General features: G+C 51.0%; 22 protein-coding genes and 1 pseudogene. 14 read left to right on the forward strand and 9 right to left on the reverse strand.

What is annotated here, in order from left to right; translation table 11 throughout:
* The first annotated feature begins 426 nt into the window (after positions 1 to 426).
* From RHD99_RS01050 to RHD99_RS01075, 6 genes and pseudogenes are all read left to right on the forward strand, one after another.
* Complete coding sequence (locus tag RHD99_RS01050) at positions 427 to 2,346, forward strand: PTS mannitol transporter subunit IICBA (protein ID WP_309877187.1); 1,920 nt, start codon at positions 427 to 429, stop codon at positions 2,344 to 2,346.
* Between the two features lie 238 nt (positions 2,347 to 2,584).
* Positions 2,585 to 3,730, forward strand: a complete 1,146-nt coding sequence (gene mtlD, locus RHD99_RS01055) for a mannitol-1-phosphate 5-dehydrogenase (RefSeq protein WP_309877188.1) — start codon at positions 2,585 to 2,587, stop codon at positions 3,728 to 3,730.
* Between the two features lie 39 nt (positions 3,731 to 3,769).
* Positions 3,770 to 4,337, forward strand: a pseudogene (mtlR, locus tag RHD99_RS01060) (mannitol operon repressor MtlR); the annotation flags it as partial.
* 74 nt (positions 4,338 to 4,411) lie between these two features.
* Positions 4,412 to 4,774 (forward strand): YibL family ribosome-associated protein, encoded by a 363-nt coding sequence (locus RHD99_RS01065; protein ID WP_183272231.1) that lies wholly within the window; start codon positions 4,412 to 4,414, stop codon positions 4,772 to 4,774.
* 202 nt (positions 4,775 to 4,976) lie between these two features.
* Positions 4,977 to 5,231: a type II toxin-antitoxin system Phd/YefM family antitoxin gene (locus tag RHD99_RS01070; RefSeq protein ID WP_183272232.1), complete on the forward strand. Its 255-nt coding sequence runs from the start codon at positions 4,977 to 4,979 to the stop codon at positions 5,229 to 5,231.
* Entirely contained in the window at positions 5,231 to 5,536 is a 306-nt protein-coding gene (locus tag RHD99_RS01075) for a type II toxin-antitoxin system RelE/ParE family toxin (RefSeq protein ID WP_309877189.1), read from the forward strand. The genes RHD99_RS01070 and RHD99_RS01075 overlap by 1 nt, the downstream gene beginning before the upstream one ends.
* A gap of 36 nt (positions 5,537 to 5,572) precedes the next feature.
* Here RHD99_RS01075 and ghrB read toward each other — a convergent pair whose 3' ends face one another.
* From ghrB to RHD99_RS01100, 5 genes are all read right to left on the reverse strand, one after another.
* Entirely contained in the window at positions 5,573 to 6,547 is a 975-nt protein-coding gene (gene ghrB, locus RHD99_RS01080) for a glyoxylate/hydroxypyruvate reductase GhrB (protein ID WP_309877190.1), read from the reverse strand.
* A gap of 66 nt (positions 6,548 to 6,613) precedes the next feature.
* On the reverse strand, positions 6,614 to 7,897 hold the full coding sequence (locus RHD99_RS01085) for an MFS transporter (RefSeq protein WP_183272235.1): 1,284 nt from the start codon (positions 7,895 to 7,897) through the stop codon (positions 6,614 to 6,616).
* 82 nt (positions 7,898 to 7,979) lie between these two features.
* A complete protein-coding gene (locus RHD99_RS01090) occupies positions 7,980 to 8,918 on the reverse strand; it encodes a sugar kinase (RefSeq protein WP_309877191.1) in 939 nt (312 codons plus the stop codon).
* 3 nt (positions 8,919 to 8,921) lie between these two features.
* On the reverse strand, positions 8,922 to 9,671 hold the full coding sequence (locus tag RHD99_RS01095; RefSeq protein ID WP_309877192.1) for a sugar phosphate isomerase/epimerase family protein: 750 nt from the start codon (positions 9,669 to 9,671) through the stop codon (positions 8,922 to 8,924).
* 223 nt (positions 9,672 to 9,894) lie between these two features.
* Positions 9,895 to 10,914 (reverse strand): LacI family DNA-binding transcriptional regulator, encoded by a 1,020-nt coding sequence (locus RHD99_RS01100; RefSeq protein WP_309877193.1) that lies wholly within the window; start codon positions 10,912 to 10,914, stop codon positions 9,895 to 9,897.
* 201 nt (positions 10,915 to 11,115) lie between these two features.
* Between RHD99_RS01100 and RHD99_RS01105 the strand changes: the two genes are divergently transcribed.
* Together RHD99_RS01105 and RHD99_RS01110 are read left to right on the forward strand one after the other, a co-directional pair.
* Entirely contained in the window at positions 11,116 to 11,658 is a 543-nt protein-coding gene (locus tag RHD99_RS01105) for an isochorismatase family protein (RefSeq protein WP_309877194.1), read from the forward strand.
* Positions 11,655 to 12,572, forward strand: a complete 918-nt coding sequence (locus tag RHD99_RS01110; RefSeq protein ID WP_309877195.1) for a GlxA family transcriptional regulator — start codon at positions 11,655 to 11,657, stop codon at positions 12,570 to 12,572. Before RHD99_RS01105 ends, RHD99_RS01110 begins: the two co-directional genes overlap by 4 nt.
* Here RHD99_RS01110 and RHD99_RS01115 read toward each other — a convergent pair.
* Positions 12,569 to 13,564, reverse strand: coding sequence for an acyltransferase (locus tag RHD99_RS01115; RefSeq protein WP_309877196.1), 996 nt, complete (start codon positions 13,562 to 13,564; stop codon positions 12,569 to 12,571). The genes RHD99_RS01110 and RHD99_RS01115 overlap by 4 nt on opposite strands.
* Before the next feature lie 142 nt (positions 13,565 to 13,706).
* On the opposite strand from RHD99_RS01115, the gene RHD99_RS01120 reads away from it, so the two are divergent.
* The 3 genes from RHD99_RS01120 to glyS all read left to right on the forward strand — a co-directional run bounded on the left by RHD99_RS01120 (position 13,707) and on the right by glyS (position 17,118).
* A complete protein-coding gene (locus RHD99_RS01120; RefSeq protein ID WP_309877197.1) occupies positions 13,707 to 14,018 on the forward strand; it encodes a YsaB family lipoprotein in 312 nt (103 codons plus the stop codon).
* Between the two features lie 109 nt (positions 14,019 to 14,127).
* The gene (glyQ, locus tag RHD99_RS01125) at positions 14,128 to 15,039 is read left to right on the forward strand and encodes a glycine--tRNA ligase subunit alpha (RefSeq protein WP_064542532.1); all 912 of its coding nucleotides are present in this window, start codon (positions 14,128 to 14,130) and stop codon (positions 15,037 to 15,039) included.
* Positions 15,040 to 15,048: 9 nt separating this feature from the next.
* Positions 15,049 to 17,118 carry a glycine--tRNA ligase subunit beta gene (gene glyS / locus RHD99_RS01130; RefSeq protein ID WP_183272243.1) on the forward strand — a complete coding sequence of 690 codons (2,070 nt, stop codon included), beginning with the start codon at positions 15,049 to 15,051 and terminating at the stop codon, positions 17,116 to 17,118.
* A gap of 101 nt (positions 17,119 to 17,219) precedes the next feature.
* On the opposite strand, the gene uspF is transcribed toward glyS, so the two are convergent.
* From uspF to RHD99_RS01145, 3 genes are all read right to left on the reverse strand, one after another.
* Positions 17,220 to 17,654, reverse strand: a complete 435-nt coding sequence (gene uspF, locus RHD99_RS01135) for a universal stress protein UspF (RefSeq protein ID WP_309877198.1) — start codon at positions 17,652 to 17,654, stop codon at positions 17,220 to 17,222.
* Between the two features lie 189 nt (positions 17,655 to 17,843).
* Entirely contained in the window at positions 17,844 to 18,134 is a 291-nt protein-coding gene (locus RHD99_RS01140; protein ID WP_183272245.1) for an HTH-type transcriptional regulator, read from the reverse strand.
* 258 nt (positions 18,135 to 18,392) lie between these two features.
* Positions 18,393 to 19,775, reverse strand: a complete 1,383-nt coding sequence (locus RHD99_RS01145; protein WP_183272246.1) for an MFS transporter — start codon at positions 19,773 to 19,775, stop codon at positions 18,393 to 18,395.
* Between the two features lie 517 nt (positions 19,776 to 20,292).
* On the opposite strand from RHD99_RS01145, the gene RHD99_RS01150 reads away from it, so the two are divergent.
* The 3 genes from RHD99_RS01150 to RHD99_RS01160 all read left to right on the forward strand — a co-directional run bounded on the left by RHD99_RS01150 (position 20,293) and on the right by RHD99_RS01160 (position 23,273).
* Positions 20,293 to 21,003, forward strand: coding sequence for a DUF3053 domain-containing protein (locus RHD99_RS01150; protein WP_183272247.1), 711 nt, complete (start codon positions 20,293 to 20,295; stop codon positions 21,001 to 21,003).
* Positions 21,004 to 21,276: 273 nt separating this feature from the next.
* Positions 21,277 to 21,489, forward strand: coding sequence for a transcription antiterminator/RNA stability regulator CspE (gene cspE / locus RHD99_RS01155; RefSeq protein WP_034499351.1), 213 nt, complete (start codon positions 21,277 to 21,279; stop codon positions 21,487 to 21,489).
* 212 nt (positions 21,490 to 21,701) lie between these two features.
* Positions 21,702 to 23,273, forward strand: a complete 1,572-nt coding sequence (locus RHD99_RS01160; protein WP_309879052.1) for a PTS transporter subunit EIIC — start codon at positions 21,702 to 21,704, stop codon at positions 23,271 to 23,273.

Below are 23,273 nucleotides of genomic sequence, written 5' to 3' on the forward strand. Positions count from 1 at the left end.
CATTTCGTCGCCTGCCGCTGCGCTGTAATTTTCTGACAAAACGAAATGCGCAAGCAGGCCCGGATGTCCCTGGATCACAAACGGGAAAATAGACGTAAAATACTTTGTGATATTGATCACATATAAATAACAAAGTGACGACCTTGAAGTGTGATTTTAATCACATATAAACGTCATTCATGAACAAAAAACCGCTGCTGTCTTTTTTTTACACACCAAAAATGTGATCGAGATCGCCTGATCACGGTTCGTCATACCCCACATTTAGTGATGCATATCACATAAAATCCCGCGCACTGGACAGCTTAACGATCACGTGCCAGATTCGCCTCACTTAGAGCATCTGGCAGCACTGCTTGCCACCACATTTTAACAATAAACCTCGGGCTGCTTTTCCAGCACGTGAACACAATAAGGGGTGTGCGTATGTCATCCGATATCAAGATCAGAGTGCAAAGCTTTGGTCGCTTCCTGAGTAACATGGTAATGCCAAACATCGGCGCATTTATCGCCTGGGGTATTATCACGGCCTTATTTATTCCAACGGGTTGGCTGCCAAACGAGACGCTGGCGAAACTGGTAGGCCCGATGATTACCTATCTGCTGCCGCTGCTCATTGGTTATACCGGTGGCCGCTTAATCGGTGGTGATCGTGGTGGTGTGGTCGGTGCAATCACAACAATGGGTGTTATCGTCGGTGCGGATATGCCGATGTTCCTCGGTGCGATGATTGCAGGTCCTCTGGGTGGCTGGGCAATTAAACATTTCGACGCATGGGTTGATGGCAAGATCAAATCCGGCTTTGAAATGCTGGTGAACAACTTCTCCGCTGGCATCATCGGTATGATCCTGGCGATTCTGGCGTTCATGGGTATCGGCCCTGCGGTTGAAGTCCTGTCCAAGGTTCTGGCGGCGGGCGTTAACTTCATGGTTGTCCATGACATGCTGCCGCTGGCGTCTATCTTCGTAGAACCGGCGAAAATCCTGTTCCTGAACAACGCAATCAACCACGGTATCTTCTCACCGTTGGGTATTCAGCAATCTCACGAACTGGGCAAATCAATCTTCTTCCTGATTGAAGCAAACCCAGGCCCAGGTATGGGCGTGCTGATGGCGTACATGTTCTTCGGTCGCGGTAATGCTAAGCAGTCTGCGGGCGGCGCGGCAATCATCCACTTCCTGGGTGGTATCCACGAAATTTACTTCCCGTATGTGCTGATGAACCCACGTCTGATCCTGGCCGTTATCCTCGGCGGTATGACTGGTGTGTTCACTCTGACTATCCTGAACGGCGGCTTGGTTTCTCCGGCATCTCCGGGTTCCATCCTGGCGGTTCTGGCGATGACGCCAAAAGGTGCTTACTTCGCAAACATTGCAGCGATTGTGGCGGCAACGGCGGTTTCCTTCGTGGTTTCAGCGATTCTGCTGAAAACCAGCAAAGTGAAAGAAGAAGACGATATCGAAGCAGCGGCTCGCCGTATGGCTGAGATGAAAGCGGAATCCAAAGGCGGCGCTGCGCCACTGGCGGTCGGTGCGGGTCTGTCTAACGACCTGAGCCACGTACGCAAAATCATCGTTGCGTGTGATGCGGGTATGGGTTCAAGTGCCATGGGTGCTGGCGTGCTGCGTAAGAAAGTCAACGACGCAGGCCTGAAGAATATCTCCGTCACTAACTGTGCAATCAACAGCTTGCCGGATGATGTCGACCTGGTGATTACGCACCGTGACCTGACCGAGCGTGCGATGCGCCAGGTTCCACAGGCACAGCATATTTCCCTGACTAACTTCCTCGACAGCAGCCTGTACGCCAACCTGACCGAGCGTCTGGTGGCTTCTCATAACCTGAGCGAGAAAGAAGTTAAGGTCATGACCAGCCTGGAAGACAGCTTTGTGCCAAGCGAAGAAGGGCTGTTCCGTCTGGGCGCAGGTAACATGTTCCTCGGCTTGACTGCTGCGACAAAAGAAGAAGCGATTCGCTTTGCCGGTGAGCAGTTGGTGAACGGTGGTTACGTGCAGCCTGAGTATGTGGATGCGATGTTTGAACGCGAAAAACTGACCCCAACCTATCTGGGTGAAGGTATCGCCGTTCCACACGGTACGGTTGAAGCGAAAGACCGTGTACTGAAAACCGGCGTTGTATTCTGCCAGTATCCACACGGTGTTCACTTCGGTGAAGAGTCTGATGATATTGCCCGTCTGGTTATCGGTATTGCTGCTCGTAATAACGAACACATCCAGGTCATCACCAGCCTGACCAACGCGCTGGATGATGAGTCAGTGATTGAGCGTCTGGCGAATACCACCAGTGTTCAGGAAGTGCTCGACCTGCTGGCAGGTAAGAAGTAAGGAGTGGTGTGGGTGGCTTTGGTCGCCCTCACCCCGGCCCTCTCCCCCTGGAGAGGGAGTAAAGCAAGCCCCCTTTCGCAGGAGAGGGTGAAAACGAACAATCCCCTCTCTCGCAGGAGAGGGTGAAAACGAATAATCCCCTCTCCCTCAGGGAGAGGGTTAGGGTGAGGGTGGTCAGTACCACAAGCCTCCTCACCCGAACCCTCTCGGGTGATTCAAATTTAAGAAGGTAAACGACATGAAAGCATTACATTTTGGCGCAGGTAATATCGGACGTGGCTTTATCGGCAAACTGTTGGCAGATGCCGGTATCCAACTGACCTTTGCGGACGTCAATCAAACCGTACTGGATGCGCTGAACGAGCGTCATAGCTACCAGGTTCATGTGGTAGGTGAGCAAAAGCAAATCGATACCGTTTCTAATGTGAATGCCGTCAGTAGCATCGGTGAAGATGTTGTCACGCTGATTGCCGACGTTGACCTGGTCACTACGGCCGTCGGGCCTGTCGTTCTGGAGCGTATTGCGCCAGCAGTGGCAAAAGGTCTGGTTTTGCGTCGTACCAATGGCAATGAAAAACCTCTGAATATTATCGCGTGCGAGAACATGGTGCGTGGCACCAGCCAGCTTAAAGCCCATGTCATGAAGGTGCTTTCTGAGGATGATCAGGCTTGGGTTGAGCAGCACGTTGGTTTCGTGGATTCCGCCGTTGACCGCATTGTCCCTCCTTCAGAATCTGCTACTAACGATCCGCTTGAAGTCACCGTTGAAACATTCAGCGAGTGGATTGTTGATAAAACTCAGTTCAAAGGTGACCTGCCGAACATTCCTGGCATGGAACTTACTGATAATCTGATGGCGTTTGTTGAACGTAAGCTCTTCACGCTGAATACCGGTCATGCTATAACCGCGTACCTTGGTCAGCTTGCGGGCCATCAGACCATTCGCGATGCGATTCTGGATGAGAAAATCCGTGCTGTGGTGAAAGGGGCGATGGACGAAAGCGGCGCGGTGTTGATCAAACGCTATGGCTTTGACGCTGACAAACATGCGGCCTATATCCAGAAAATCCTGGGTCGTTTCGAAAACCCATATCTGAAAGATGATGTGGAACGCGTGGGTCGCCAACCTTTGCGTAAATTAAGTGCGGGCGACCGTCTGATTAAACCGTTGTTGGGCACTATCGAATACGGTTTACCGCACCTGAACCTGGTCAAAGGGATTGCGGCGGCGATGCATTATCGCAGCGAGCAAGATCCGCAAGCGCAGGAACTGGAGCAGTTGCTGGCTGAAAAAGGCCCACAGGCTACGCTTGCTGAAATATCTGGCCTTGATGCAAATAGCGATGTTGTCGCACAAGCAGTGGATGCCTATAACGGCAAATAGTGATGTAAAGCGGGTGCAGTAGCAGCAGTAGACGCTGCACCCAATAATACTTTTAGTGATGTAGGCAACGATGGAAGAAACCCAGGCCTTTGAAAACCGTGTGCTTGAGCGTCTTAATGCTGGCAAAACCGTACGCAGCCTGCTCATTGCCGCTGTTGAGCTTCTCACCGAAGCGGTTAATATCCTGGTGCTTCAGGTATTCCGTAAAGACGACTATGCGGTGAAATATGCCGTTGAGCCGCTGCTGGATGGTGATGGCCCATTAGGTGATCTTTCCGTCCGTCTCAAACTCATCTACGGTCTTGGCGTGCTCAATCGCACGGAATACGAAGATTGCGAGCTGTTGATGGCCCTGCGTGAAGAACTCAATCACGACGGCAACGAATACACGTTTACCGACGATGAGATGCTTGGCCCATTTGGTGAATTGCATTGCGTTTCAGCGCTACCGCCGACGCCAAAGTTTGTTGATGGCAGCGATCCTGAGTTGTTCATCATGCAAAAACAGCGTTATCAGCAAATCGTTCGTTCAACGATGGTGCTTTCCCTGACCGAGCTGATCTCACGGATCAGCTTAAAAAAAGCCTTCCAGAAGCCATCTCGATAGCAGTCCCTTTTCGCCCTCTTACGCCGAATGGTGTATCCTTGCCAGCAATAAAAGTTATTCACGGTTAATCAAAAATGAAAGAAATCGAAAAAGCAGAAATCAAACGCCTGAGCGATCGTCTCGACGCTATCCGTCACGAGATGCCTGAATTGCATCTGATCAATGACGCTGAGAAGTATGTTGAGCTGGAAAAAGAGAAAGCGAAGCTGGAAATCGAGATTGTTCGCCTGCAAGCGGTGCGCAACCAGAAGCTGAGCAAAGAAGCGCAAAAGCTGATGGCAATGCCGTACAAGCGTCCAATTACTAAGAAAGAACAAGCCGACATGGGCAAGCTGAAAAAAGCAGTGCGCGGCCTGGTTATCGTCCATCCGATGACGGCGTTAGGTCGTGAGATGGACCTCGAAGAAATGACCGGTTTCTCTAAGACCGATTTCTAATCGTTCTGCGGTGTTATAGGGCGGAAAAGCGTAAGTGCTTTCCGCCTTTTAAGTTTTTTGCGAAGCCCCTCCAGACCTTTCTCTCCTAATTTTTTTATCCCATAGATCAGCGCTAGTCTTACTTGCCCATTCAGCATGCATGATTCAAAATAGGTATGAATCGAACGATTTATACCTATTCAGGCGATATGAGGGTAGCGTTATGTTAAGTTTCACAGCCAATCAGGCTAAAACCCAGTTCGGGGAAATGATTGCCAAAGCCCAGCGCGAGCCAGTAAGTATCACCAAAAATGGCAAGCCGTCTGTCGTTGTGATGTCCATAGAGGATTACAACGAACTCGAAGCCATCAAGTTGCAAAGCCTGCGCGATAAGCTTGCCCGGTCGATTGCCCAGGCCCAAAACGGCCAGGTACATGACGGTGATACTGTTTTTGACGAGCTAATGAAGGATCTTTAATGGCTTGCTACAAACTGACGGAAGATGCGCGAGAGGATTTGCGCGAGATAAAGGGATTTTCGCTGAAACAGTTTGGCGGGCTGGTGGCTCGTGATTATCTGGCGGGGATGCGGGTCACGTTGCAACATTTGGCTGAAATGCCCCATATGGGAACCGACGAAGCGGAAGATTTGCTTCCAGGCGTATGGAGTTTTCCCTATATGAGCCATGCAATCTATTACCGCGTTGTGACAGATGGCATTACGGTTATTGGCATTATTCACCAGAGCAGATTACCCAGACGATTACTGAATCGAGAGCGGTGATTTAAAGCCCGCAGGTTTCCCCGCGGGCCCTAAGATTTACTTCAACACCTGTGGATTCACGCAATTTTCTTTCACTTTGCCACTCAGAGCAGCAATCAAATTATCTACCGCGCAGGCGGCCATGTTGTAGCGTGTTTCGTGTGTCGCAGAACCAATATGCGGCAGTGCCACGACATTCGGCAGACTGAGAAGCGGCGAGTCAACAGGCAGCGGTTCTTGCTCAAACACATCCAGACCTGCGGCGTGAATGGTGCCGTCTACCAGTGCCTGAATTAACGCTTTTTCGTCAACGACAGGGCCGCGTCCGGCATTAATTAAGATGGCAGACGACTTCATTTTTGCCAGTTGCTCTGCGCCAATCAGATGATACGTTTCATCGGTCAACGGCAGAGAAATACAGACGAAATCAGATTCGGCCAGCAGGGTATCCAGGTTGCAATAGCGGGCGTTAAAGCGGTCTTCCGCTTCTTGATGATGGCGACGGGCGTTATACAAGATTGGCATGTTGAAGCCGAAGTGCGCGCGTTGTGCCAGCGCCAGACCAATGCGGCCCATACCCAGAATACCTAACGTTTTATGGTGCACATCGATACCAAACCAATCCGCTCCGATGCTGCCTTTCCACTCGCCAATTTTCACACGTTCTGCCACTTCCAGCGCCCGGCGAGCTGTCGCCAGCACCAGCGTCATCATGGTATCTGCGACGGTTTCAGTCAGGACCGTTGGCGTATGCATCAGCACAATCTGGCGTTCAGTGAGCGCTTCAACATCAAAGTTGTCGTAACCCACGGAAACGGTAGAGGCGGCGCGCAGTTTGGGGGTGTGTTCCAGAAACGCTTTATCGACTTTCTCGCTGGAGCCCAGAATTCCTTCCGCTTCGGCAAATGTCTGCGCATTTTGCTTGATGGTTTCCGGGCTTAAATCTTTCAACTGAGTGACGGTAAAGTGGCTTTCAAGACGGGTAAGCAGGTCGTCAGGTAGGGTTTTGTAGAGGATGACGGGCGGCTTCATGGCGTTCTCCGATAAGCAGTTAAAAACAGTAACAGTCAGGCGGCATAACGGCCGCCTGACTCGAGATTAGGCGTGGTGTGCTCCCACCGGAACGTGTTGGTTTATCGCCGGTTTTACGATCAGAGTTAGCCACACAGAGGCGAGCAATGCTACCCCCATAAAAACATAGGAAGCGGATGGGCTGCCCGTTGCACCGTTAAGGTAGCCAACAAACCAGGAGCCAACAAATGAGCCCAATGCACCCATGCTGTTAATTAATGCCATTGCGCCACCGGCAACGTTGCGGGGCAGCATTTCGGGGATAATCGCAAAGAACGGGCCGTAGGGGGCGTACATTGCGGCACCGGCAATCACGAGCAGGGTGTAGGAAACCCAGAAATGGTCAGCGCCTACCAGCCAGGAGCCGAGGAATGCCATGGCACCAATCAGCAGCAGAGGCCAGACGAACAGTTTACGGTTCTGCATTTTGTCTGAGGCCCAGGAAACCACAATCATCGCGATAGTTGCCGCCAGATACGGAACCGATGACAGCCAGCCGACTTCCACCATTCCCATGCCAGCCGCCCCAGCGCCACGGATGATCGAGGGCAGCCACAAAACGAAGCCATATACGCCGATGCTCCAGCAGAAATATTGCATACACAGCAGCACAACATTGCGCGAGCGGAATGCTTCGCTGTAGTTACGCACCGCTTTAATTCCTTGCTGCTCTTTTTCGAGCTGCGCCTGTAACGCGGCTTTTTCGTCTTCAGACAACCAGCCCACCTGCGCAGGTTTATCTTTTACCAGCACCCACCAGGCAAAGGCCCAGATAACCGCTGGAATGCCTTCGAAGATAAACATTTCGCGCCAGCCGAAGGCCTGAATCAGGTAGCCTGAAACCACCGACATCCACAGTACCGTGACCGGATTACCGAGGATTAAGAAGGTGTTAGCTCTTGAACGCTCGGATTTAGTGAACCAGTTACTGATGTAAATCAGCATCGCTGGCATCACGGCGGCTTCCACCACGCCGAGGATAAAGCGAATGGCAGCCAGTGCCGGAATATTGCTGACCATGCCAGTCAACGACGCGCAGCCGCCCCACAAAATCAGGCAAACGAAGATAAGTTTGCGCACGCTGCGACGTTCGGCATACATCGCACCGGGGATCTGGAAGAAGAAATACCCCAGGAAAAACAGCGCCCCCAGTAACGACGAGATCCCTTTGGTAATGCCCAGGTCGTCGTTAATGCCTGCGGCGGAAGCAAAACTAAAGTTGGCACGATCGAGGTACGCCAGGCTATACGTGATGAACACGATTGGCATGATGTACCACCAACGTTTTGGCGCAATAGTATGGGTTTTCATAGGCTAGCCTCTATGTTGAGGAGAGTCGCATCATGCCGAGTGTAGGGCACAGCCGATGCAGTCTTTTAATTTTGGGTAGTGTTTATTCGCCAAGCGCCGCTCGGGTGGGTAACCCTTCGCTGTCGCCGATGACTTGTATCGCCAGTGAGCCGATTTTATTCCCGCGGCTAACGGCTTGTGGTAAAGATTTTCCTTCGAGCAGGGCACTTATCACGCCCACCGCAAAGCCGTCTCCGGCACCGACGGTGTCGATAACGTTTTCCACTCTCACTGCGCTCACCGCGCCTTTTTCACCGTCGGCAGTTTTGAACCAGGCACCGTCAGCGCCTGTTTTCAACACCACGGTTTTCACACCGTGATCCAGATAAAAATCAGCAATCGCTTCTGGGGTTTTTTGCCCAGTCAGCAATGCACCTTCGCTCAAACCGGGCAGAACCCAATCGGCCTGGAAAGCGAGTGTATTCAACTGCTTCACCATTTCTGCTTCGCTTTTCCACAACACCGGACGCAGATTTGGGTCGAAAGAAATCGTTTTGCCTTTCTGTTTCATTACCCGTGCGGCGTGATTGAGCAGTTCCAAAGAGCTGTCAGAAAGCGCTGCCGCCACACCGCTCAAATGCAAATGGCGTGCGGAACAGAAGTACTCTTCATTGAAATCGGCAATGGATAAATGGCTGGCAGCCGAGCCTTTACGGAAATACTCCACAATGGGATCGGTTCCATTTTCGGCTTTAGATTTGAGCTGGAAGCCGGTTGCATAGCGCTCGTCAGTGGTGACGCCACGGTCGTCGATTTGCTCTTTCGCCAACTGCTGCTGCACATAGCGGCCAAATGAGTCGTTACCCACGCGGCTAACCCAACCCACTTTCAGCCCCAGGCGTGCAAGGCCGGTGGCGACGTTCAGTTCAGCGCCAGCCACGCGTTTGACAAACTGCTCTGCGGCGGCAAGGCTACCGGTTTGGCTGGCGACAAACATCGCCATCGCTTCACCAATGGTTATCACATCAAGCTGTTTCGACATCTCTTACTCCTCGCGTAATAAGTTGACGTAGTGGCGGGTGACCGCGGTCAGGTCACGGCCCTCAAGCGGAAATTCAATCCCGCGCGGCGCGTCGGCTGGCAGGTTTTTCAGTAATTCCAGCCAGCGTGGTTCAGCCTCATCCAGCGCGATGGCGCGGTAGTGATAATGGTGCGCAACGGCGGCTTTAACATGGATATAGCTGACAGACGGCGCAAGTACGCGAGCCGCGGCTTCTGGCGATTCATCGACCCACAGCCAGTTCGCCATATCAAAAGTGAGCGTTACGGGAAGGTTCAGCACGTTGCAGGCGGCCTGGAAGCGCTGCATCGGGGCGAGTTTGCCGTAATTTGTCTGGTCGTTTTCCACCACCAGTGGCACATCGCTTTGAGCAAGCCACTGCTGCAAAAGAGGAAACTGCTGACTGCTACGGAAGTGGCCGAGAGAAAGTTTAAGCCAGCTGGCATTGAGCTGATGGGCTTCGAGCAGCAATGAAGGGATCAGGGGATTCAGTTTGCCGTTCTCAATGAACAGCGGCTCCGGTGCGGAATAGCAGGCCTGGAGATGGTGTTCAGCGATTTGCTGCGCCAGTTCTGGCAGGGCATCAAGCTGCACGGCGCTAAATAATTCGCGGCGGATTTCTACCCCGTCAGCACCGGCATTGGCGATGACAGGCAGCAATGCGTGTTGTCCACCCAGAGCGGCGATACGTTCGTGACCGTAAGCGGCGGTAACAATAATAATTTTTCTCGGCATTAACTTCTTCCGGCGTCGTAATGGTCTCTATTACGCTAGATGGAACCGGTTCCAAAGAAAAGCCAGGGATAGCTAATTTATGATCGCTATCACGAACAAACTCCCTAAGTAATTCGGGCCGCATTGCGGCGGCAAAGGAACGAGTCCCAATGAGCTTACTAAAGTAAGTGATTTGGGCGAGTGAGTGCAGCCAACAAAGATGCGGCTTGAATTAGGACGGGAATTATCGGACGGTAGAACCTCTCACGATTAACTCGCCTGAAAAAACCTGCTCATAGACACTGTCGCTGCCGCCTTCAATGCGCTTAACCACTCGCTCAAGAGCGGCGTAGCCAATCTGCCAGGTCGGCTGTTTGAGAGTGGTGATCCCCACACCGGCAAGCTCTGCCCATTCGAGTTCATCGAACCCTAACAGGCCAATATCGCTGCCCCAATTCAGACCAATGCGTCGCATTGAGCGGGCAACCTGGAGCGTGAGTGCACCGTTGGCGGAAATGACAGCCTTACGCATGCCACGGTGACCGGAATGGAACTGCCGCAGCGTGTTGTCCATCATGTCGGCTTCGTGCAAAGGCACTTCGGCGTTTTCGGCGACAATCCCTGGGTAGCGCTTGAGCGTGGCGTGGAATGCATTGAGACGTTCCCGGCGCGTGTTAACGGTGCCGAGAGGTTCGCTGAGAAACAGAATCGCTTCAAACCCTTGTTCGACAAGATGTTCGGTTGCGGTTGTTGCGGCTTGAGTGTTATCCAGACCCACCACATCGCAGGCAAAATCGGGGATTTTTCGGTCAATCAGCACCATGGGTAGCGCAGATTGTTGCAAGCGATTTAACCCTTCTTCGCGCATGCCCACCGCATTCACCACAATCCCTTCCACCTGATAACTGCGCAGCAAATCCAGGTAATGCAGCTCCTGATCCACTTCGTTGTTGGTGTTACAGACCAGCGGCGTAAAGCCTTTTTCCCGGCATGCCGCTTCGATGCCACTGAGTACATCGACAGAGTAGGGGTTGGTAATATCCGCAATAATCAGGCCAATTAAACGCGTACGCCCACGTTTCAGGCCGCGTGCCATTTGGCTTGGGCGGTAGTCGAGTTCAGCAATTGCGGTTTCGATGCGTAAGCGCAGATCGTCAGACAGCACACTTTGCTCGCCGTTAAGATAGCGGGAAACACTGGTTTTTCCGGTCTTTGCCGCTTTCGCGACGTCGCTTATCGTTGGGCGAGCTGCCTTGCTTGTCATGATTGTCTCCGAAGGGTAACTTTCTGGAGAGTAACATAAATTATGCCCGTCATACTTCGAGCTACATCTTTGTTGGCGGCGAGACTCACAATCTGAAAAATAACGCGTCCTCAATCACCCTGATCTTGTCCGTTTTTGGTATTAGCAGCACATCAAACTCTTGTCACAATGGAATCCTGTTCACTGATGAGGAGTCCGAAAATGTCACGTTCCGCATTGATTAATATCGACAGCCAGCAATCCTTTTTCCATCGCGATTACTGGCAGGAAGAGGATTTTCCTGCGTTCAGGCAGGCGATTTCAACGCTGATTTCTGGCTGTCAGGATTTGAAAGTCCCGGTGGTAGATATCTTCCATGTTGACGATCAAGGCCCGTTCTCCCTCGCTTCCGGCTACGTTAAAGCGATGCCTTTTTTGCAGCATCAGGCCGATGTCATATTCCAGAAACACGTCCACAACGCATTTACGGATACCGGCCTCGATCTTTGGCTGCGCAAACGTGACATTAACCATCTGATTATTTGTGGGATTCGTACTGAACAATGTTGCGAAACCACCGCGCGGGTGGCGTCCGATTTGGGTTATCGCGTTTCATTTGTCAGTGACGCGATGCTCACCTTCCCGATGAGCTGGAAAGGGGTTACGCTGGATACTGCAACTCTCCGCCATCGAACCGAAACGGTGCTGGCAGGGCGCTTTGCACAAATCCAAACCGTTGCCGAATGCCTGGAGTCATTATCGTGAGTATTGGGGTCTGGTTCGTTGTTTTGCCTGGTGTATTGTCGCTCGATTTGACTGGCCCTGCGGAAACGCTGGCGCTGGCAGGCGATGCTTTTCATCTGCATTTCATCGGCCCGGACCCACAAGTGACGACGTCTATCGGGCTTAATTTTTCGGGTATCGAACCGCTACCCGAAAACTTCCCGTCCGGCAGCCTGCTGGTGTTGCCCGGCGTGTGCGATTCAAACCGCTACTTTGATACGCCGCAGGCTGAACAGGTGCGCCGTTGGCTGACGCGCCTGCAACCGCAAATTCACAGCCAACAACTCAATTTAATGTGCGTCTGTTCGGGGGCGCTGCTGGCGGCGAAAGCCGGGCTGATGAGTGGCGTGCAATGCACCACGCATCACGATGTGCTGCTCCGGTTGCGCGCAGCGGCCCCGACTGCGCAGGTGAAGGAAAACCGTATTTTTGTTGAAGACCGTGGCATCTGGACCAGCGCGGGGATTACCTCTGGTATTGATTTATCACTGCATTTGATAAACCGCTATTGCGGGCCAAAAGCGGCGCTAGATGTGGCGCGTGAAATGGTCGTGTGGTTTCGCCGGTCTGGGGATGATCCGCAACTATCACCGTGGCTGCGCTATCGCAATCACATTCATCCGGCGGTGCATCGCGCCCAGGACTTGCTGTCGGCTGCGCCTGAATTCGCGTGGGGTGTCCAGGAAATTGCCGACAAAGTGCACGTCAGTTCACGCCATTTATCGCGCCTTTTTCAGCAGCATTTGGGGATTTCAGTGCGAGATTATCTGGAGCAACTGCGCCTGGCGGTTGCCGAACAGCGTTTGTTGCAGGGACAACGCATGGAGCAGGCGGCGATTGCGGCGGGGTTTTCGTCACCACGCCAGTTACACCGCGCCCGCGCCCGTAACGTTTAGCTCACCATCTTTCGGGTATCAATGCGCTGCAACGCCATGGAAAGCAGCAAACTACCCGCAAGTGTTGCGCCGAAAATCCACATAATATCGAGCACTGGAGAGCTTGTGATTTGATATCCATGGGTGCGCAAAAAGTGGATGATCAGCGCATGAAAGCCGTAAATCCCCAGTGAGTGCTGCGAGATTAACGTCAGTCCCGGTAACGGGCGACCATTCAGGCAATTTTTGACGAGTACCAGCAAGCTAATGGCGGCGATAAACACCAGTGGCCCACAATAAACATAGAATGTGTCGGCAAAATTACCGTTTACTTCCAGTTGATGACGCGTCCCAGTCGAAATCGAAAAAATACATAACGCAAACAGGCCAGCCGCTAACCCGCTAATCCAGCGCTTATCCGTTTCTAACATGCCAATTGCGCGGCCTAACAAACCGTAAAGCACGTAATAAAACGTGTCGCCACGAATGTATAAATTAATCGGTAGCCATTTCACGCCATCCAGCGTTTGCGGCACGGTATTAGGATTGGCGATCACGCCAAGTAATACCATCAGCCCCAGAATCACCGTCGCGTTAACCTTCTTCACCTGAATCAACGGTGAAAGCAGGTAAATCACTATGATCGCAAAGAAAAACCACAGGTGATAAAACACCGGTTTTTGCAGGATGTAGCGCAGCGAAAGCCCCGCGTTGATGGGGGTCAGTAACTTGATGTAGATGAGCGCGACCACGCTATAAAAAAACAAGCATGCGGCGATACGTAAAAAATGACGTTGCTGCGCGCTGCGCTCACCGAAAAACAGATAACCTGAAATCATGAAAAACAGCGGAACGCTCACGCGAGAAGCTGAATTCAGCACGTTTGATAAATCCCAACTAAATGGCGTGACAATATTCGCGTTGGTGATGTACCAGGTTGTGGTATGAATCATCACAACCATCAGGCACGCAATCCCGCGTAAATTATCAATCCAGTTAATTTTTTGCTCCATTCGTTCCTCTGAGGGCTAAATAGGTATTAATCTGAGTTTGCAGCGGCACTCTTGTCAGGCGCAGTGCGGGTTTGCAGAATGCGGAATACCTGTTACTTATTGAATAACAATAACGATTTTAACGTACAGTTAACGAATGATGATGCCAAAAATAAAAAAATGCCGTGGGGCGCTAGCATTAGCTGCCCTGTTGTTGAGTGCTTGTAGTTCGCCCGAGCAGCAAACACAGTATGCGCAAGTCGCGCAACACCCCGCCATTCAGGGCGAAACGATGATCGAAACCTGCAAGCTGGAGGCGGCGCATCGTTACAACACGCAGTCCCGGCGCATCAGCGTGGTGGATTTTAAGCAGTATCAGGGAAGTTATGAAATCCTTGGCAGCACGACGCGCCGGGAAGCATTTACCTGCTCCTTCGATGAAAGCGGTCAATTTTTGCACCTTTCGTCGACATAAAGCCGCAACACAGGGCAAACAGCACGTGGATTCGGGCTGTATATCTTCCCATCAAAAGGTATACTGGCCGCTTCTCTTTTCAACCCTCTCGAACGCGTGCGAAATCAACATGCAAAAGTTTGATACCAAGACCTTTCAAGGCCTGATCCTGACTTTACAGGACTACTGGGCTCGCCAGGGCTGCACCATTGTTCAACCTTTGGACATGGAAGTCGGCGCCGGCACCTCTCACCCAATGACTTGCCTGCGGGCTTTAGGGCCAGAGCCGATGGCAACTGCGTATGTGCAGCCATCTCGCCGTCCTACCGATGGCCGCTACGGTGAAAACCCGAACCGCTTACAGCACTACTATCAGTTCCAGGTGGTGATCAAGCCTTCTCCAGAGAACATTCAGGAGTTGTACCTTGGGTCGCTTAAAGAGCTGGGTATGGACCCCACTATTCATGATATTCGCTTCGTAGAAGACAACTGGGAAAACCCAACGCTGGGTGCCTGGGGTCTGGGCTGGGAAGTGTGGCTCAACGGCATGGAAGTGACTCAGTTCACTTACTTCCAGCAAGTTGGTGGCCTGGAATGTAAGCCTGTTACCGGTGAAATCACTTACGGTTTAGAGCGCCTGGCGATGTACATCCAGGGCGTAGACAGCGTTTACGATCTGGTCTGGAGCGACGGCCCGCTGGGTAAAACCACTTATGGCGACGTCTTCCACCAGAACGAAGTTGAGCAATCGACTTACAACTTCGAACACGCTGATGTGGACTTCCTGTTCTCCTGCTTCGAGCAGTATGAGAAAGAAGCGCAGCATCTGCTGGCGCTGGAAAACCCACTGCCGCTGCCAGCTTACGAACGCATTCTGAAAGCCGCGCACAGCTTTAACCTGCTTGATGCCCGTAAGGCCATCTCGGTTACCGAACGTCAGCGCTACATTCTGCGTATTCGTACACTGACCAAAGCTGTGGCCGAAGCCTATTACGCTTCTCGTGAAGCGCTTGGCTTCCCGATGTGCAATAAGAACAAATAAGAGGCTGCCATGTCTGAAAAAACTTTTCTGGTGGAGATCGGCACTGAAGAGCTGCCACCAAAAGCCCTGCGCAGCCTGGCCGAATCCTTTGCTGCAAACGTAACAGCAGAACTGGATGCGGCAAACCTCGCTCATGGCGAAGTAAAATGGTTTGCAGCTCCACGTCGTCTGGCACTGAAGATTTCTAATCTGGCGGAATCTCAGCCAGACCGCGAAGTTGAAAAACGTGGCCCGGCAATTTCTGCCGCTTTTGATGCAGAAGGCAATCCAAGCAAAGCCGCTGAAGGCTGGGCTCGCGGTTGTGGTATTACCGTTGCACAAGCTGAACGTCTGACGACCGACAAAGGCGAATGGCTGCTGTATCGCGCGCACGTTAAAGGTGAAAACGCGCAAGCGCTGCTGCCTGCGATGGTTGCGACGGCTCTGACCAAACTGCCGATTCCAAAACTGATGCGCTGGGGTGCAAACGACACGCACTTTGTGCGTCCGGTTCATACCGTGACTCTGCTGCTGGGCGACGAAGTCATTCCAGCAACGATTCTGGGTATCGCGTCCGATCGCGTGATTCGTGGCCATCGCTTTATGGGCGAGCCGGAATTCACCATCGACAACGCCGATCAGTACCCTGAAATTCTGCTTGAGCGCGGCAAAGTTATTGCCGACTACGAGCAGCGTAAAGCGGTTATCAAAGCAGGCGCTGAAGAAGCGGCACGCAAAATCGGCGGCAACGCTGACTTAAGCGAAAGCCTGCTGGAAGAAGTCACTTCTCTGGTGGAATGGCCGGTTGTTCTGACGGCTAAATTCGAGGAGAAATTCCTTGCGGTACCTGCGGAAGCGCTGGTTCACACCATGAAAGGTGACCAGAAGTACTTCCCGGTTTACGCAAACGACGGCAAATTGATGCCAAACTTTATCTTCGTTGCCAACATTGAGTCGAAAGACCCGGTGCAAATCATCTCCGGTAACGAGAAAGTTGTGCGTCCACGTCTGGCGGATGCGGAGTTCTTCTTCAACTCTGACCGCAAAAAGCGTCTGGAAGATAATCTGCCACGTCTGGAAACCGTGCTGTTCCAACAACAGCTCGGTACGCTGCGCGACAAAACCAACCGTATCGAAGCGCTTTCTGGTTGGATTGCGGGGCAAATTGGTGCTGATGTTAATCATGCAACGCGTGCGGGCTTGCTGTCCAAATGCGACCTGATGACTAACATGGTGTTCGAATTTACCGACACCCAGGGCGTGATGGGCATGCACTATGCGCGTCACGACGGCGAAGCTGAAGACGTTGCCGTTGCACTGAACGAGCAATATCAGCCACGTTTTGCGGGCGACGCGTTGCCTTCTAACCTGGTGGCTTGCGCGGTGGCGATTGCCGATAAGATGGATACCCTCGCGGGCATCTTCGGTATCTCTCAGCACCCGAAAGGCGACAAAGACCCGTTTGCTCTGCGTCGTGCAGCCCTTGGTGTGCTGCGTATCATCGTTGAGAAAAACCTGCCGCTGGATCTGCAAACGCTGACCGAAGAGGCCGTGCGCCTGTATGGCAGCAAGTTGACCAACGCGAAGGTTGTCGACGAAGTCATCGACTTTATGCTGGGTCGTTTCCGCGCCTGGTATCAGGAAGAAGGCCACAGCGTGGATACTATCCAGGCTGTCCTGGCACGTCGTCCAACGAAACCAGCAGATTTCGATGCGCGCATGAAAGCGGTGTCTCACTTCCGTACCCTGGAAGCGTCAGCCGCACTGGCAGCAGCCAACAAGCGTGTTTCTAACATTCTGGCCAAGTCTGACGAGCAGCTGAACGACCACGTTCATGCTTCCGTTCTGAAAGAAGCAGAAGAAATCCGTCTGGCAACCAACCTGGTTGTGATGCGCGATAAACTCGAACCTTTCTTCGCAGAAGGCCGCTACCAGGAAGCCCTGGAAGTGCTGGCTAACCTGCGCGAGCCGGTAGATGAGTTCTTCGACAAAGTGATGGTAAACGCAGAAGATAAAGAGCTGCGTATTAACCGTCTGACGCTGCTTTCCAAGCTACGCGAACTGTTCTTGCAGGTTGCAGATATTTCTCTGCTGCAATAAACGTTCAGTCGTTCTTAAAAACCCGCTTCGGCGGGTTTTTTTATCGGTGAAAAACAACAAATTCTACGGCTTCAGCGGGTGGCTTGCGCTTATAGCTCAGCTCAGCGAACGACTAACACCGAGCATTTGGCATGACGCACCACGACCGCTGCGTTTGAACCAAGAAGATAGGTCGAGATGCTGGGGCGGTGAGAGGCCAGAATAATCACATCCGCATGAATATCGTCAGCCAACTGGAGGATATGATCTTTCGGTGGGCCGCACAGAACATACTTTTCAATTCTGTCCTCTGGCAGGCTGAACTTAGCGACAATTTCGCTCAGTGCTTCCATGGCAGCCACTTCCCTTTCTTTGGCGTCTGGCGGAACGGAAGCGTAACCCAGGCGGTAAGAGGCAAAATAGGTATAGTCGGGGATAACGGCCAGGAAGTGGATCGTGGCATCGTCTTGTCTGGCGTACGTTTCCACATGAGGAATGACTTGTTGCGTCAGCTCTATCTCAGAAATATCGATAGGCACGAGGATATTCTTAGACATACAACCTCCTTTTGTTTTCTCGAAAATAACCCTCCTTAAGTTATGGATTAAATTTGTCATTTGGGGAGTGATACAGGTCTGGTTTCCGGATATTGCCGCTTCGTTTGATACTATTTTCGTCGCTTCCAGAAACAACAAACCCCGCATACACGGGGTTTAGACTAAGGCATCAGGGTACAAAGTACTCAATCATTCCATCAATTGCTTACTGATCGTTGGATTTGCCTGCATTAAGCGCATCAACTTCAGCTCGGTATTGGAGGGTCTGAGTCGTTTTGATTCCCACTCCTGTACCATTGCAACACTTACGCCCATTGCGCGGGCAAAATCATCAATCTTTAACCCAGTGCTTTTTCTCAACTGTTCAAATTCAGAAAATGCATTGGGCTTATCATTAAGAGCCATCGTTTGTTGTTTATCTTTAAAAACAATCTGCTCAAGGTTACTTAGTAACTCATACATTGGATCTTTATATTCCATCGAGTACTCCTCATAAATCACACAATGGACAGTGAACACGTAAGAAGCTCATTAAGAGTAGTTCGAAAAAAAGCGTGACGATGATTTTCAGACTAACTATTTTTAAGCAAAAAGCGGCTTATGCGTTTCAGCAAAAAACCTAAGCGGCATAAGGAATTGAAAATGCTATGGAGTAGGGCGGGGAGTATAAATTTGTAAATGGTTAGACTATTTATGCAAAACGGCGGGACAAGCCCGCCGTAGTTGAAAAATTTTCCATCATGCTTTTTGCGTAACTTTATCCAACTCATGACTTTCTGTGCGATTTTCACCTGGCGTGCGCTGGCTTGCCCAGGATTTCACCATCAGCGCGGTCGCTGAGAGTACCGCCGGAATGGCCAACAGCATGAAGATAGTTTTGAACGACAGTTCGGCCTGCATCAGGAATGCGCCACTAAACGCCCCGAGGATCCCGCCAAAGCGCCCCAGCCCAAGCATCCACGCGACACCCGTAGCACGTCCCTGGGTTGGATAGAAACCTGCCGCAAGTGCGGGCATTGAGGATTGCGCCCCGTTCATAATCGTCCCGGCGATAAACACCATCACGCCCATCAGCACCAGACTTGAAGTGGAGAAGCCCACCAGGCAAACGAACAACCCTGTCAGCAAATAACCGACCGCGACCACTTTGTTCGGGTTCAGCTTATCCATCAGCGCGCCAATAATCAGAACGCCAATTCCCCCACCCAATGGGAAGAGTGCCGTGATAATCGATGCCTGGCTGAGCGTTGCGCCCGTTTCGCGAATCAGCAGCGGCAGCCAGCTGGTCAGGAGATAGAAAATCAGCAGGCCCATGAAATAGGTCAGGCACAACATTAGCGTTCCTACCAGATAACGCGGCGAGAAAATCACGCCAAGTGCGGTTTTATCTTTGAAGTGGCCGCCGACTTCGTTAAGCACGAAGCGCAGGTTTTCACCTGAAGGCAGCGGCGCGATGCGACGCAAAATCGTGGCGATATCTTTCTGCGGTTTGTTTTTTACCACCAGATAACGTGCAGATTCAGGCAGCCAAATCATCAGCACCACCGAAAGTATCAATGGCATCACACCGCCTAATACCAGAACGCTTTGCCAGCCGTAATGCGGGATCATCCACGCGGAGACAAAGCCGCCCATTGACGAGCCAATTGGGAAGCCGACAAACATCAGGTTTACCAGCAGAGCGCGTTTACGTTCCGGTGCGTATTCGGACATCAGCGTTGCCGCGTTTGGCATTGCTGCACCCAGGCCCAGGCCAGTCAGGAAGCGCAGTATGGCGAGGGATGTCAGGCTGGTGGCAAAGGCCGTCAGCAGACTAAAACCGCCGAATACCAGAATAGAAAGTACCAGCACTTTTTTACGCCCAATGCGGTCAGCCATCGGCCCAGCCGTTAACGCACCCACCGCCAGACCAACCAACGCGGCGCTCATTACCGGGCCAAGGTCAGATTTCTGCACGCCCCATTCCTGCACCAGGTCGGAGGCGATAAATCCAATAATCGCGGTATCAAATCCGTCCAACGCCACCGTGATAAAACACAGCACGAGGATCATCCACTGGTATCTGGAAAACCGATTATTGTTAATAAATGCCTGAATATCAGTTGTTGTTGTCTTTGTCATAAGGCAAGTCCTGCGAATGGATCAAACCATGGCCAGAGTGTAGGGTCGGGCGTAGTTTGTCGGAGTGATTCTGGATTGTTCGATTATCGAACAAAAATTCGTTAATCGTTCGTTAAATCAAACCACTGGGCAGGCTTCAGGGCAATCATCTGACAGGTGTTTGTGTGCGATTATCGTACTGATTCAGCAAGCGCCTACCCACTCGCAAAAATAAATTGTTTATTATTAATGGCTTAATATTTATTCAACGTAGAGAAGGCGTGGCCGGATTTGTGATGAGTTTAACAATTAAGCAACATTGGCTTGCGACGGATGTGGAATAACTGCCGATGACCGCATGCTCGATCCTTGTCGCTATGCCAGCAATATCGCGTCAAAACCGACGATGAATCGTATAAATTTGCCTTAAGAGATTAGAAGCAAAGGGTATCTTGCGAAGTCAGGTTGGACTATCCTTAGCAGCATTATTGGGTACGCATTTTCGCTTTGGCACTGAATGATGAAAGGAGTAGAAAAGATGGCGACAGGTAAGTCCTGGTCACGCTGGTTTGCGCCGCTTGCGGCAATTTTAATGGTGGTGAGCTTGAGTGGTTGCTTTGATAAAGAAGGCGATCAACGTAAGGCATTTATCGATTTCTTGCAAAATACGGTGATGCGCAGCGGTGAACGTTTACCGACGCTGACGACCGATCAGAAGAAGCAATTTGGCCCGCTCGTTTCTGATTACGCAATTCTGTATGGTTTCTCCCAACAGATGAATCAGGTCATGGACGATGGCATGAAGCCCGTCGCTGATAGCGTGAACAGCATTCGTGTGCCGCAAGATTATATGACCCAGAGCGGGCCACTGCGCCAGGCGAACGGTTCACTTAACGTATTAGGTCAGCAAGTGCAGAATGCCAAAATGCAGGCAGACAGCGCTCGCTCTACCTTGAAGCAAGCTGACGAGCTGAAAACCGTTTACGATAAGGTTTATCAAAAAGTGGTTACTGCTCCAGCAGACGCTATGGCTCCGCTGATCCCAGCCGCACAAACTTTCACGGCTCAACTGGTGCAAGTGGGTGATTTCATCCAGCAGCAGGGGACTCAGGTTGGATTTACCGCGGGGGGGATTCAGTTCCCAACGTCACAGCAGGCAAGTCAGTATAACTCATTGATTGCACCGCTGGCTTCACAGCACCAGGCGTTTATGCAGGCCTATTCAACTGCACAAAGCGCTATGCAGTAATGGTGATTTTCCCCGTCGCAAGGCGGGGAATCCCAGAGGTGGCCTGAGCTCCAGCCCTGTGGATGGCTAAAATAAACCTTGTCATTCATACCGGAAATATGAGTTAATGCACTCATCGGTTTGAAGCACAGACCTAAGCAGTTTAGTAACGCAGTCCTCAAAGAGTTATCATAGATACCCTTCGACGTGATCTACCTTCCTTTATCGCTTTAAAAAATCTGTAAAACATTCCAATTGCGCCGGAAGGCAAACTTAATCTAAAAGGTAATATCTATGTCTAACAAAATGACTGGTCTCGTAAAATGGTTCAACTCTGACAAAGGCTTCGGCTTCATCACTCCTGACGATGGCTCAAAAGACGTGTTCGTACACTTCTCTGCTATCCAGAACGATGGCTACAAGTCTCTGGACGAAGGCCAGAAAGTGTCTTTCACCATCGAAAGTGGTGCTAAAGGCCCAGCTGCTGGTAACGTAACTAGCCTGTAAGGTTAGCGTTAACAAAGCTAAAAATTTAAAAACCCGCTTCGGCGGGTTTTTTCGTTTCTGGCACCCGCACGAAACAGGTATGCATTTTGTGGCTATCTGTACCTATTTCTCGCAACAGGTTTCTTTTAAAAAGTAGAGTTGTTATAACGAAGGTACTGGAAGTACGTTCATATAATTACAAAATAACCCTACATATAAATAAAGGAACAGCTATGTCTGGAATACGGCAACGTACTCTGGAGAGTATGCAAAAATTCTCCAGAGCCATGATCGGAGCAGTATTGTTCTTGCCAGTAATAGGTTTAATTCTGGCGCTCAGTTCAGTGTTAACAAATCCTAATATTATTCCTGAAGCTAGTTTCGTACATAATCTCGGGCAGCTATTAGGTGATACCTTCTGGCCATTATTCGGAAATCTCGGTTTACTTTTTTGTGTCGGGATTAGTTATGGTTTAGCGAAAGATAAAAAAACGGAAGTCGCCCTGGTTTCTGTTATGTGTTTTATTATGTTTCTTGGCGCCAATCACTCCTGGCTGGAATACACTCATGGCCTCGCTGAGAAAATAAATGGAGAATATTACGGTACCGGCCAAACGCAACTATTAGGTTTTGTGGTCGTGGATATGGGCGTTTTTCTCGGTATTATTCTCGGTTGCACCATTGCGTGGGTGCACAATAAAGTTTCGCAGATTGATTTACCCGGTGCCTTATCGATGTATGGCGGTGCTAAATTAACACTCATCGCTATGACTCCGGTTGTTATTCTTTATGCAATGGCGTTCACGTGGATATGGCCGTTTATGACGCACGGCATCACTGGGCTAACCGGTTTTATGAAAAATGCAGGCGTCGCTGGTGTCTTTGTTTACGGTTTCTTCGAGAAATTTTTGATTCCCACAGGTCTGCACCACTTCGTCTGGTCGCCATTCCAGTTAACTCAAATCGGCGGCACGTTAACTGTGGACGGGCAAACTGTTTCGGGTACCCAGGCGATTTTCCTGGCATACATGCGCCACCCTGATTTAACACCGGTGATGAACGATGCGTTGCGCTTTTCACAGCAGGGAATGACGACCATATTCGGCTTGTCTGGTGCGGCACTCGCGTTTTACCACACCGCTAAGCCAGAAAAGAAAATGATGGCCAAAGCGATTCTGCTGCCTGCGATTATCACATCGATTTTGACCGGCATCACCGAACCGATTGAATTTACCTTTTTGTTTATCTCGCCGTTGCTGTGGGTGATCCACGCAACGCTGACAGCTGCTTCACAGGCACTGTGTGATGTTTTCACCGTCCGTCCGTGGGGTGCATCAGGGCTGATTGAGTTTCTGATCTATAACCTGCCGCTTCCCGTTTCGTTAACGCGTTGGCCAGCATATATCCTCATCGGTCTGGGGCAATTTGCTGCTTACTATGTCATTTTCCGTACGCTGGTGGTGAAATTAAAACTTAAAACCCCAGGGCGCGAGGATGATGATGAAGTCAGGTTATATAACAAGAAAGATTATCAGGAAAAAAGCCAACAACGTGCTGGCACCCTTAATTCTGGAATAGATGAAATTATTAACGGATTGGGTGGGAAAGATAACATCATCTCGGTAGATAATTGTTTTACTCGCCTACGCGTTGAAATTCGTAATATAGATATTGTTGACGATGCCATTCTTAAATCGACCGGAGCGAATGGCGTGGTAAAAAATAGAAATGAAGTACAAGTTATTTATGGCGTAAAAGTAGGGCAGATACGTTCTAAAGTAGATATCTGGCTGACAGACAATTAA

The organism is Buttiauxella selenatireducens (assembly GCF_031432975.1).
Classification (GTDB): Bacteria; Pseudomonadota; Gammaproteobacteria; order Enterobacterales; family Enterobacteriaceae; genus Buttiauxella; species Buttiauxella selenatireducens.